Origin of the sequence: Mycobacterium sp. pUA109 (genome assembly GCF_041287095.1) — a bacterium.
Classification (GTDB): Bacteria; Actinomycetota; Actinomycetes; order Mycobacteriales; family Mycobacteriaceae; genus Mycobacterium.
This window is the reverse complement of the sequence record NZ_JBGGKS010000009.1, coordinates 1-11693: the sequence shown is the minus strand read 5'-3', so window position 1 is coordinate 11693 and position 11693 is coordinate 1. Positions and strand designations below refer to the sequence as shown.

Here is an 11693-nt window from a genome sequence, read left to right as displayed (position 1 = left end):
TGGCGCCCCCTGGCTCACTTCCTTTCCGCAGAGAACGTCAACTTTACGCTGGTGGACGGCTGCGCCGCGCCGTTTCCAGCGGCGGCTAGGCGAACGCCTCCACCGGCGGGCAGGAGCACATTAGGTTGCGGTCGCCGTAGGCGCCGTCGATGCGACGCACCGGTGGCCACACCTTGGGCCGAAACGCGGTGCCGAGCGGGTAGGCGGCTTCCTCCCGGGTGTACGGGTGATCCCAGTCGGCGGCCAGCAGGCACGCCGCGGTGTGCGGGGCGCCGCGCAGCGGGTTGTCGTCGGCCGGCCACTGCCCGGCGCCAACCCGGTCGATCTCGCCGCGGATGGCGATCATCGCGTCACAGAATGCGTCCAACTCGGCCAGGCTCTCGCTCTCGGTGGGCTCCACCATCAGCGTGCCCGGCACCGGAAAACTCATCGTCGGGGCGTGGAACCCGTAGTCGGCCAACCGTTTTGCTACATCGTCAACGGTCACCCCGGCGGCTTTGGTGATCGGCCGCAGATCGAGGATGCATTCGTGGGCGACCATGCCGTTCTCCCCGGTGTAAAGCACCGGGTAGTACTCGTCGAGCCGGCGCGCGATGTAGTTGGCCGCCGCGATCGCGGTCAGCGACGCCGCCCGCAGCCCGTCGGCACCCATCATCCGGATGTAGGCCCAGGTGATCGGCAGGATCGACGCCGACCCGTACGGCGCCGAGGACACCGGGCGCCCGCCGGGCAGCTCCACGGCGAACGGATGCCCGGGCAGGAACTCCGCCAGGTGGGCGCGGGCGGCCACCGGCCCCACCCCGGGCCCGCCGCCGCCGTGCGGGATGCAGAACGTCTTGTGCAAGTTGAGGTGGCTGACGTCGCCGCCGAACTTGCCGGGCCGGGCCAGCCCGACCAGCGCGTTGAGGTTGGCCCCGTCGACGTACACCTGACCGCCGGCGTCATGCACCGCCGCGCAGATCTCGGCGATGTCGTGCTCGTAGACCCCGTGGGTGGACGGGTAGGTGATCATCAGCGCCGCTAACCGCTCGGCGTGCTCGGTCACCTTGGCCCGCAGATCGTCGAGGTCGACGTCCCCGTTGTCGCGGCAGGTCACCACCACCACCCGCATCCCGGCCAGCGCCGCCGACGCCGCGTTGGTGCCGTGGGCGCTGGACGGGATCAGGCAGATGTCGCGGTGCGCCTCCCCGCGGCTGGCGTGGTAGTCGTGGATGGCCAGCAGGCCCGCGTACTCGCCCTGCGAGCCGGCGTTGGGTTGCAGCGACACCGCGTCGTAGCCGGTGATCGCGACCAGCCAGCCCTGCAGCTGGTCGATCAGCCCGCGCAGCCCGGGGGTGTCGGCGGCCGGGGCGAACGGGTGCTGGCGGGCGAACCCCGGCCAGGTGATCGGCTCCATCTCGGCGGCGGCGTTGAGTTTCATGGTGCACGACCCCAGCGGAATCATGCTGCGGTCCAACGCGATGTCCTTGTCGGCCAGCGCGCGCAGATACCGCATCATCGACGTTTCGGTGCGGTAGCTGGTGAACGCCGGGTGGGTCAAAAACTCCGAGGTGCGGGTTTCGATATCGGCGAACGCCGGTTCGGCCGGCGCCACCCCGAACGCATCGAGCACGGTGGCGACATGCGCGTCGGTGGTGGCCTCATCGCAGGCCACCGACACGTGGTCGGCGTCGACCCGCCACAGGTTGATGCCGTTGGCCTTGGCGGCGGCGACGATCTGGTCGGCGCGGCCCGGCACCCGGGCCAGCACCGTGTCGAAGTAGCGGTCGTTCACCACCGCGTCGCCGAGCGCGGCCGCGATCTGCTCGGCCTGGTGATGCACCCGGCGCGCGATCGCGGTCAACCCGTCGGCGCCGTGGTAGCTGGCGTACATCGCGGCCATCACCGCTAGCAGCACCTGCGCGGTGCAGATGTTGCTGGTCGCCTTATCGCGGCGGATGTGCTGCTCGCGGGTCTGCAACGCCAGCCGGTAGGCCGGTGCGCCGTCCGCATCGAGCGACACCCCGACCAGCCGGCCCGGCAGCTGCCGGGCGTGCCTGGCGTGCACGGCCAGGTAGCCGGCGTGCGGGCCGCCGAAACCCATTGGCACCCCGAAGCGTTGGGTGTTGCCGAACGCGACGTCGGCGCCGATCTCACCGGGCGGGGTGATCAGCGTCAACGCCAGCAGGTCGGCGCCGATGGCCACCAGCGCGCCGCGGTCGTGGGCCTGGGCCACCACCGCCGCCCAGTCGGTGACCCGGCCGCTGGCGCCGGGCAGTTGGGCGAGAACCCCGAAGAACTCGCCGTCGGGCAGCCCGTCACGCAGGTCGGCGGCGACGATCTCGATGCCCAGCGGCTCGGCCCGGGTCGCCAGCACCGCCGCGGTTTGGGCGAACACGTCGACGTCGACGACCAACCGGTTGGCGCTGCTTTTCACCGCGCGGTGCATCAGCGTCATGGCCTCGGCGGCGGCGGTGCCCTCGTCGAGCATCGACGCGTTGGCGACCTCCAGGCCGGTCAGGTCGGCGACCATGGTCTGGAAGTTCAGCAACGCCTCCAGCCGGCCCTGGCTGATCTCCGGCTGATACGGCGTGTAGGCGGTGTACCAGGCCGGGTTCTCCAGGATGTTGCGGCGCAGCACCGGCGGGGTGATGGTGTCGTAGTAGCCCTGCCCGATCATCGACACCGCCACGGTGTTGGACTCGGCCATCGCCCGCAGCTCCGCCAGCGCGTCGGCCTCACCCACCGCCGGCGGCAGCACATCCAGGCCCGGCGCCGTGCCGTGGGTCAACGGATCGAGGATGCCGGCCGGCAACGCCTTGGCCGCCAGCTCGTCGAGGGAGGCCACCCCGATGACGTCGAGCATGGCGGCGATCGCGGCGCGGTCGGGGCCCAGGTGGCGGTCGGCGAAGCGGAACTCGGTGTGCTCGGTCATCTGCGACTCCTGACACAGGTAGAGGACGGTGTTCCTCTCCCTCTGTCGCTGCCCGCACCGGGCGCCTGAGAGATTCGGCGCCCGTGTTGGGGGCCTTTCCCCATCGGCGGGTGACCCGCGGTCACCGCTTTCCAGAGGCATCGGATCCCGGCGCGGTCCGGGGGCCTGAGAGGTTGACGGAGAGGTGTTGCTCCTTCGGCGTCCGTGACTGGCCGTCACGGAACTCTCCCGCGCGAGACGATGCAGCGTCGAGTTTACCGGGACCCACCCCGGGCCGCGAACGTGCGCAGATGTACGGCTACACCCAGCGAATCGCGTGCATCTGCGCACGCTCGCGGGGGTAAGGCGGGAACGCTAGCCGATTTTGCGGTCGCGGTGCTTGCGGCGGGTGGCCAGCTCGTCTTCGGGGGCGGCGATCGACTCGCCGCCGTCGGCGCGCTCCCCGGGGAAGTCGGCGATCGCGCCGGTCAGCTCCCGCATCGCCCCGGACACCGCGATGCCGAACACGCCCTGCCCGCCCTGCAGCAGGTCGACGACCTCTTCGGCGGAGGTGCACTCATAGACGGTGGTGCCGTCGGAAAACAGCGTGATGTTGGCCAGGTCCTGCACGCCGCGCTGGCGCAGATGGTCGACCGCGACGCGGATGTTGTGCAGCGAGATCCCGGTGTCGAGCAGCCGCTTGACGATCTTGAGCACCAGGATGTCTTTGAACGAGTACAGCCGCTGGCTGCCGGATCCGGCGGCCCCGCGGATGGAGGGCACCACCAGCGAGGTGCGCGCCCAGTAGTCCAGCTGGCGGTAGGTGATGCCGGCGATCTGGCAGGCGCTGGGGCCGCGGTAGCCGACCAGCTCATCGGGCACCGAATCGTCGGGGAACAGGCCGGGCTGCACGGGTTCGCTCGGTTCAGCCGGGCCGGAATGGTCAGCAAGGTCCAGCTGTTCTTGGCGTGGCTGCTCGCCCACGATGCTTCCTCTCGCCGATCGCGCTCGTTGTCACTGGCTAGCCAGCGGCCGCGTGTGCTCTAGCCCGAGTGGTTGTGAGCATACGCTTTTCAACAGGCTGCCGTGCCCCTTGAACCCGTCAAGTTGCCTTCAAAGTATGGCCGCCGCGGCGGGCTGGCGAGGCTACCGGTGGGGCGTGTCGAGGCTAAAGTGCCAGATGAGACGCATCCGTGATCTTAGGTGGCCTTGAAGTCGTCCGGGGAGACGCTGTCCAGGAATTCCTTGAACTTCTCGACTTCGTCCTCGCGGACCGCGCCGCCGGGTTCCTCGTCGTTCTCGTCGGGGATCAGCAGACCCGCCTCGGCCAGCACGGCCTCCTCGACGTAGATCGGCACCCCGACCCGCAGCGCGATCGCCACCGAGTCCGACGGCCGCGCCGACACGGTGATGTTGCGGTCGAACACCAGGTCGGCGTAGAAGGTGCCTTCCTGCAGGTCCACGATCCGCACCTCTTTGAGGGAATGCCCCAGCGCACCAATGAGATCGCGGATCAGATCGTGGGTCAGCGGGCGCGCCGGCTCGACGCCTTGCTGCTCGAGGGCGATCGCGGCCGCCTCGGCCTGCCCGATCCAGATCGGCAGGTATCGGTCACCGTTGGCCTCGCGCAGTAAGAGCACCGGCTGGTTCTGCGGCTGCTCGACGCGAATGCCGACCACGCGAACTTCACCCATCTGTGCCTGCCCTCCGCTACGTCTGAAACCAGACCTGGTGCAACGCCAAGCCGTCGGTGAAAGTCTAGTCCTCAGCGGTGCAAGGCGTCGCGCACCGCCGACTTGACCAATGAGGTGTGCAAGGTGATCGCCAGCGCGGCCACCTCGCGGGCCAGGTCGTCGGCGCGGTCGCGGGCACCGGCCTTGTTGGCCTTGACCACCGGGCCGGCGATCTGCGCGATCAGGTCGGACTGGCGGTCGGCGGCGGACCGGAACGCCCGCAGATGCCGGGGCTCCACACCGTATTCGGCCAGTGCCCGGGCACACTGCAAGATCACCACCGCGTGCTCGTCGAAAAAACCGGCCGGCCCGGTGGTGATCACCCCGGCCTTCAGCAGCGCCGTCAACAGCTCGTCGTCCACCCCGGACCGCTCCAGCAGGTCCTCCCGGGACAACCGGACCCGGGTCGGCGCCACCGCCGCGGCGTCGGATCCGGTGTCCGGGGTGGCCGCCACCGACACCAGCCGCGGCACGCCGTACGGCGACCCGGACAGCGGCAGCTCGCCGTCGGGTTGCGCGTCGAGTTGGGCCTTGATCACCTTCAGCGGCAGGTACTGGTCGCGCTGCGCGGTGAGGATGAAGCGCAACCGGGCGCAGTCGTAGGCGGTGAACCGCCGGTACCCGGACGCGGCGCGCTGCGGAGTGACCAGTCCCTCCGCCTCCAAGAAGCGAATCTTGGAGATCGTGACATCAGGGAAGTCGGGTCGGAGCAGATCCAGCACCGCTCCGATTGACATCCCCGCCAGCGCGGGCGTGTCCGGCGCGGTCACTAGCTACCCGGCCCGGCCTCATTGTCACCGGTCTTCGGACCGGTCAAAAACACCAGCCGGAACTTGCCGATCTGGACTTCGTCGCCGTTGGCCAGCACCGCGGAATCGACCGGCTCCCGGTTGACGTAGGTGCCGTTGAGGCTGCCGACGTCGACGACCTGGAACTCGTTGCCTTCCAGCCGGAACTCGGCGTGGCGACGGCTGACGGTGACATCGTCGAGGAAGATGTCGCTGTCGGGGTGCCGACCCGCCGAGGTGGTCGGCTGGTCGAGCAGGAAGCGGGACCCCGCGTTCGGCCCCCGTTTGACGACCAGCAACGCCGAGCCCACCGGCAGCCCCTCGACCCCGGACACCGTGCTCTCGGCCCCCGCCTGGGCGGGCGCGTCGAGTTCACTGAGGAAGTCCGCGCGAAAAACCGACGTCGTCTCTACGGTGACGTCGTCAGTGGTTTGGTCGTTGTCGTTTTCCGTCACCCGCTGCTCCTCACTGGCCGCTGTGGCGTTCTCTGATGGGGTCCGCTCGGCCACCTCCGCGGCGGCCTTGCCGCCGCTGAGTCGACCGTACCGCGCAGCGGTCCACAATGTGCCCACCATGGCAAGGCCGGCGTTGTCGGCGGAGCGCTGCGCTGGATTGCTCGGCTCCTCCGCACCCCGCTCAGGGCATGCCTCGTCGCCGAGCTAGCAGGCACCCTAACAATTATCATTCGGTCAGCGTGCCGCGGTAGGCGTCGGCATCCAACAGCGCACCGAGCGTGGCGTCCAGACCCGCGCCGTCGGCGTCGTCGACCGCAAGGTCCACCAGCCAGCCCGCGCCGTAGGGATCGGAGTTCACCAGTTGCGGGCTGCCGTCCAGGTCACCGTTGACGGCAACGACTTTCGCGGACAGCGGGGCGAACAAATCCGACACCGACTTGGTGGATTCCACCTCGCCGAACGACTCCCCCGCCGTCACGGCGCCGCCCACCTCGGGCAGCTGGACGAACACCACGTCGCCCAGCGCGGATTGAGCAAAGTCGGTGATGCCCACCCGCACGGTGTTATCCCCGGTGCGGCGAACCCATTCGTGTTCGGCGGTGTAGTGCAGGTCGGCTGGGACGTCGCTCACGATGGGTCCTGTTCTTCTCGGCGTATTCACTTGACGGGCTGAGCGTATTGGCGGGGTTTCGGTTGCCGCAAGGCGGTCACCTCCACCCGTTCGGCTTGCTGCACCGACATGGCGCCGCCGACCCGTTTGACGCTGTCGACCGCACCGCCGGGAATGTTCATCGCCGCCGCCAGGGTCGGTGAATCGCCAATCGCGATAACCGAATACGGCGGGGTCAAGGTGGTGCCGTCGATCTCCAGCGCACCGCCGGCACCGATCACCCAGGTGCTGACCCCCACCCGCACCGCCTGGCTGGCGTCGCGGATCTCCAGCGCCTCGGCGCCGGCGGCCCGCAGCTCGTTGATCACGTCGAGCATCGCCTCGGGTGCCACCCCGTGCCGGGGGTCGTCGATGGTGATCGTGACGCCGGGACCGCTGGCCCCGACGGTGCCGATCAGGATGGCCAGCGCCGCCAGCCGGTCCTGGGCGTTTTTGATGGCGGCCTGGTCGTTGCTGCCCGACTGCTGCAGGGTGGCCAGGGTTTGCTGCAGGTCGCTCACCTCGGTGTTGAGCGCCGCCTCGCGTTGCCGCAGCGAATCCAGCAGCACCAGCAGGTCGGCGGGGCGGGCCGTTTCCAGGGAGTCCCCGGAGTCGTTCTGGCGGACCTGGGTCGCGATGGCCACCCCCAGCAGCAGGCACAGCACGACGGCCAGCACCGCGAACACCGGCTGGGCGCGGGCGTGCCGCAGCAGGCCGAACAGCCCGCGTTGCTGCAGCGGCCCGATCTCGGGTTGCGGGCTGTGCGGCGGCAACTCGTGCCGGCCGTGCGCCACGGTGTCGGCGTGCTGACCCGAGTCGGCGTGGTCGCTGCGCTCGCTCACCGTTAGGCCCCGAACAACCGGCGTCGCAGCGCGGCGGCGTTACCGAAGATGCGAATGCCCAGCACCACGATGATCGCGGTGGACAGCTGGGTGCCCACCCCGAGTTGGTCCCCGACGTAGACGATCAGCGCGGCCACCAGAACGTTGAAGACGAACGAGATCACGAACACCTTCGGGTCGAAGATGCGCTCCAGGTAGGCCCGCAGCCCGCCGAACACCGCGTCGAGCGCGGCCACCACCGCGATCGGCAAATACGGCTGGACCACCTCGGGCACGCTGGGATGGAAAACCAGCCCCAACACGATGCCGACGATCACCGCCACGATGCCGATCATCGACGTCCACTTCCGGTCACTAGGCCCCAATCTGCTTGGCGAATTTGACATCCCGGATCGCTCCGGCGGGCAGTACCAGTCCATCACCGGAGCTGACGGCGACACCGACGCCGTAGGACACCTCCAGTAGGCGCAGACGATACAGGCCGGGGCTGCGGTCGAAAGCATCTTGCATGGCATGGGGCGGGCCGATCGCCAGGATGGTGTAGGGGCTGCTGATCGGGATGTTGTCGACCAGGATCGCCCCACCGGCCTGCCGGATGGTCACGTTCGGCCCGATCCGCACCCCGTCGACCGCGATCGCTTCGGCGTCGCTGGCCCACAGTGAGTTGACCACCAGCTGCAGGTCACGGTCCAAAATGATCTGCTGGCTGCCGGCCACCCGCTGTTTGGACACGTCCGACAGGTTGCGGCTGACCCCGGGATCGGTGACGGTCACGGTCAAGCCGGGGCCGATGACCTGGTTGCTGGCACCGGCCAGGGAAAGCTGGTCGAGGCGGGCCAGCAGGTCGCGGCCCTCGGCGTCGTCGTTGAGTTGACGCCGCTGCAACTCGTCGACCTGGGTGGTCAGCGCGTTGCGCCGCCCGGCCAGGTCGTGGGTGGACGCCTCGGCCGAGCGCACACTGCCGGCCAGCACCTGCTGGGCGGCCCGCACCCCCGGCTCCAGCGTGCGGGCCTGCGCCACCGCGGCGGCGAACACCGCGGCCACCAGCAACACCGCCAACGCTTGCCACACCCACCCGACGGCCCGGCCCGGCCCGGTCGGCGGCGCCTCGTCCCGCCGGGCCGCGGCCGCGGCATACCCCGGGTCCAGGTGGTCGGACAGCAGCGACCGCAGCAGCGAGGGCACCGGGATGGATTGCGGCCGGTCCGCGGCGTGCGCCTGGCGCCCGGCGCTCGGGTCGTAGCCGCCCAATGCGTAGCCGGGGAACGGCTGCTCGCGGTCAGCCATGATCCCCGGACAGCGCTTCGGCGGCGGTGCGACCGAGTTTGGGCAGCTGCCGCATCACCAGCGCCACCTGCACCAGGTAGGCGACGAAGGACCACAGGTACATGCCCAAACCCCAGATCAAAAACGCCCACCCGCAGGCCCGGACCGCCCACAGCGCGTCGTACTGGCCGAGCAGCACCAACGGGAAACCCGACATCAGCGCGAACGTCGCGGCCTTGCCGACATAAGTCACCGGCAACGCGGACAGCCCGCGGCTGCGCAGCAGCGGCAGCGTGGCGGCCAGCAGCCCGTCGCGGGCCAGGAGCACCAGGATGAACCACCACGGCACCATGTGCCGGCACGCCATCGCGATCGGGACGGCCAGCATGTAGAGCCGGTCCACGGCGGGGTCGAGCAGCATGCCCAGCCGCGACGACTGGTTCAGCAGCCGGGCGATCTTGCCGTCCGCCCAGTCGGAGGCACCGCTGAACATCAGGATGGCCACCGCCCAGCCGTCGGCGTGGGTGACCAACAGCAGGTAACCGAAGACGCCGATCAGCAGCAGCCGGACCACGCTCAACACGTTGGGCACGGTCAGCACCCGATGGTCGACGTCCGCGGGCTCCATGAGCGTGACCCTAGCGGAACACCCCCGGCAGGCTCAGCGCCGAAAGGGTGTCGTCGGCCAACGGGTTGTCGTGCACCATGTAGGTCCACGTCGAGGTCGGCCGGGCCAGCTTGGACAGGTCGATGCCCGGTTCGTCCTCGATCGCGGCGGAGGTTTCGAACGTCTGCTGCGCCGCCTCGATCGCGTCGGCGGCCAGCGACGCGAACGCGTCGATGGCCATCCGGTGGAATTCGTCGAGCGGGTTTTGCCGACCCAGCGCGCGCAGGTGAATGCTTTCCCGGATATCGGCCAGATACGCCAGGTGGTCGGCCCAGCCGCGGTCCAGGTGATACAGCATGATCAGCCGGCAGATCTTCTCCAGCTGCTCCTCGGACAGGTCCTCGGACAGTTCCTCGTAGCGTTTGGGCGCCAGTTCGGCGAGTTCCTCGCGCGCGGTGGCGGTGGACAGCAAGGTGTTGCGCCGCTCGACGAGGATGCCGCGCTGCTGGGCGGTCAGCTCGTTGTAGCGCCAGGTGTTGGCGTGCACATCGAGCAGCCGACCCTCGGCGACCCGCTGCGCGTGGCTGAGCAACCCGGCCGCCTTGGCGCTGAGGATCTGGCCGTCCTCATCGCACTCGGTGGGCAGCTTCTCCGGTTCCAGGTGTTCGGTGACGACGTCGTCTTCCCAGCTGGCGAAGAACACCGACGATCCGGGGTCGCCCTGGCGACCGGCCCGGCCGCGCAGCTGGTTGTCCAGCCGTTCGGTGCGGTGCCGACCGGTGCCGACCACATGCAGCCCGCCGAGGTCGGCCACCTCGTCGTGGTCGGCCTCATCGGAGCCGCCCAGCCGGATGTCGGTGCCGCGCCCGGCCATCTGGGTGGACACCGTCACCGCACCCAGCTTGCCGGCCTCGGCGATGATCTGGGCCTCCTCGGCGTCGTTTTTGGCGTTGAGCACCACCGCCGGGACACCGGCCTTGACCAGCCGCTCGTGCAGCTCCTCGGATTCGGCGACGTCGTGGGTGCCGATCAGCACCGGCTGCCCGGTGTCGTGCACCTCGGCGATGTGCTCGATGATGGCGTCGATCTTGGCGGCGGCGGTGATGTACACCCGGTCGGCCCGGTCCTCGCGGATGTTAGGCGTGTTGGGCGGGATCTGGGACACGCCCAGCTTGTAGAACTGCCGCAGCTGCTCGCCGGCGGCCAGTGCGGTGCCGGTCATGCCGCACACCGTCGGATACCGGTTGATCAGCGCCTGCACGGTGATGGTGTCCAGCACCTCGCCGGTCTCGGTGGTGTCGATGCCTTCTTTGGCCTCGACGGCGGCCTGCAGCCCGTCCGGCCAGCGCTGCAACTGCGCGATACGGCCCCGGGAGGCGTTGATCAGGTGCACCGCGTTGTCGCGGACGATGTAGTGCACGTCGCGCTGCAGCAGCACATGGGCGTGCAGCGCCACGTTGACCTCGGTGAGCGTGGTGCCGACGTGTTCCTCCGAATACAGGTCGATGCCACCGAGTTTGGTCTCGATCTTTTGGGCGCCGGCCTCGGTCAGGTGCACGTTGCGGCTGTCGGCGTCGGTGTCGTAGTCGGTGCCCGGGATCAGCTCGCCGACCAGTTGGATGATCTCGACCCGCGGCTGCTCGCGGTGGGTGGTGCCGGCCAGCACCAGCGGCACCAGCGCCTCGTCGACCAGCACCGAGTCGGCCTCGTCGATCAGCGCCACGTCGGGGTTGGGTGACACCAGGTCCTCGACGTCGGTGACCAACTGGTCGCGCAGCACATCGAAGCCGACCTCGTTGACCGAGGCGTAGGTGACGTCGCACTGGTAGGCGGCGCGCCGCTGCTCGGCGGTCGACTCGGCGGCCACCCAGCCGACGGTCAGGCCCAGCGCCTCCAGCAGTGGACCCATCCATTCGGCGTCGCGGCGGGCCAGGTAGTCGTTGATGGTGATGACGTGCACGTGCCGCCCGCCCAGCGCGTAGCCGGCCGCCGCGATCGCGCCGGCCAGGGTTTTGCCCTCACCGGTGGCCATCTCGATCACGTCGCCGGCCAGCATCCGCAGCGCGCCCAGCAGCTGCACGTCGAACGGCCGCAGCCCGGTGGACCGCTCGGCGGCCTCCCGCGCGATCGCCAGGAACTGCGGAATGTCCACCGACTCGGCGAGGTCGTCGAGGTTGAGCAGCTGCGCGGCCTTGCGCAGCTTCTCGTCGGAGAGGGCGGCCGCCTTCTCGTCGTAGTCGGCCGAGGCGGTCACCTCGGCCAGCGAACGGCTTTGGTTCTTCTCCGCGCTGGCGCCGAGAAGCTTCCAGAACTTGCCGCTCAACCGGCCCGGTTTGGTGCTGGTCGTTTTGGCCACAGCACAACCGTACGCGGTGGCCCCTCCCCGCGAGCGTGCGTAGTAAGAGAGTTATGACGCGTGTTGGCGAAGAAAGTGGCGTTTTTCTAGGAGATGGCGACGTC

The 11693-nt window shown here is 69.4% G+C and carries 11 protein-coding genes and 1 riboswitch; all 11 genes read right to left on the bottom strand.

The genetic code is table 11. The features are described from left to right. Positions 1-85 precede the first annotated feature (85 nt). The 11 genes from gcvP to secA2 all read right to left on the bottom strand — a co-directional run bounded on the left by gcvP (position 86) and on the right by secA2 (position 11589). Positions 86-2914: an aminomethyl-transferring glycine dehydrogenase gene (gene gcvP / locus ACAG26_RS11980; protein ID WP_370482434.1), complete on the bottom strand. Its 2829-nt coding sequence runs from the start codon at positions 2912-2914 to the stop codon at positions 86-88. A 143-nt stretch (positions 2915-3057) separates the two neighbouring features. Next, a riboswitch (glycine riboswitch) is annotated at positions 3058-3155 on the bottom strand. Positions 3156-3268: 113 nt separating this feature from the next. Beyond that, complete coding sequence (locus ACAG26_RS11975) at positions 3269-3877, bottom strand: MerR family transcriptional regulator (protein WP_071028975.1); 609 nt, start codon at positions 3875-3877, stop codon at positions 3269-3271. A gap of 215 nt (positions 3878-4092) precedes the next feature. Next, complete coding sequence (locus ACAG26_RS11970; RefSeq protein WP_370482433.1) at positions 4093-4587, bottom strand: bifunctional nuclease family protein; 495 nt, start codon at positions 4585-4587, stop codon at positions 4093-4095. Positions 4588-4658: 71 nt separating this feature from the next. Next, positions 4659-5396 (bottom strand): MerR family transcriptional regulator, encoded by a 738-nt coding sequence (locus ACAG26_RS11965; RefSeq protein ID WP_071028973.1) that lies wholly within the window; start codon positions 5394-5396, stop codon positions 4659-4661. Then, on the bottom strand, positions 5396-5869 hold the full coding sequence (gene garA, locus ACAG26_RS11960) for a glycogen accumulation regulator GarA (protein ID WP_105368950.1): 474 nt from the start codon (positions 5867-5869) through the stop codon (positions 5396-5398). Before garA ends, ACAG26_RS11965 begins: the two co-directional genes overlap by 1 nt. 226 nt (positions 5870-6095) lie before the next feature. Then, positions 6096-6500, bottom strand: coding sequence for a glycine cleavage system protein GcvH (gcvH, locus tag ACAG26_RS11955; protein ID WP_370482432.1), 405 nt, complete (start codon positions 6498-6500; stop codon positions 6096-6098). 26 nt (positions 6501-6526) lie between these two features. Next, a complete protein-coding gene (locus tag ACAG26_RS11950) occupies positions 6527-7360 on the bottom strand; it encodes a DUF881 domain-containing protein (protein WP_370482430.1) in 834 nt (277 codons plus the stop codon). Positions 7361-7362: 2 nt separating this feature from the next. Next, the gene (locus ACAG26_RS11945; RefSeq protein ID WP_370482428.1) at positions 7363-7695 is read right to left on the bottom strand and encodes a small basic family protein; all 333 of its coding nucleotides are present in this window, start codon (positions 7693-7695) and stop codon (positions 7363-7365) included. A gap of 19 nt (positions 7696-7714) precedes the next feature. Further along, positions 7715-8647: a DUF881 domain-containing protein gene (locus tag ACAG26_RS11940; RefSeq protein WP_370482426.1), complete on the bottom strand. Its 933-nt coding sequence runs from the start codon at positions 8645-8647 to the stop codon at positions 7715-7717. Next, positions 8640-9254 (bottom strand): CDP-alcohol phosphatidyltransferase family protein, encoded by a 615-nt coding sequence (locus tag ACAG26_RS11935; RefSeq protein ID WP_370482424.1) that lies wholly within the window; start codon positions 9252-9254, stop codon positions 8640-8642. Before ACAG26_RS11935 ends, ACAG26_RS11940 begins: the two co-directional genes overlap by 8 nt. 10 nt (positions 9255-9264) lie before the next feature. Continuing rightward, positions 9265-11589 (bottom strand): accessory Sec system translocase SecA2, encoded by a 2325-nt coding sequence (secA2, locus tag ACAG26_RS11930; protein ID WP_370482423.1) that lies wholly within the window; start codon positions 11587-11589, stop codon positions 9265-9267. Positions 11590-11693: the final 104 nt, after the last annotated feature.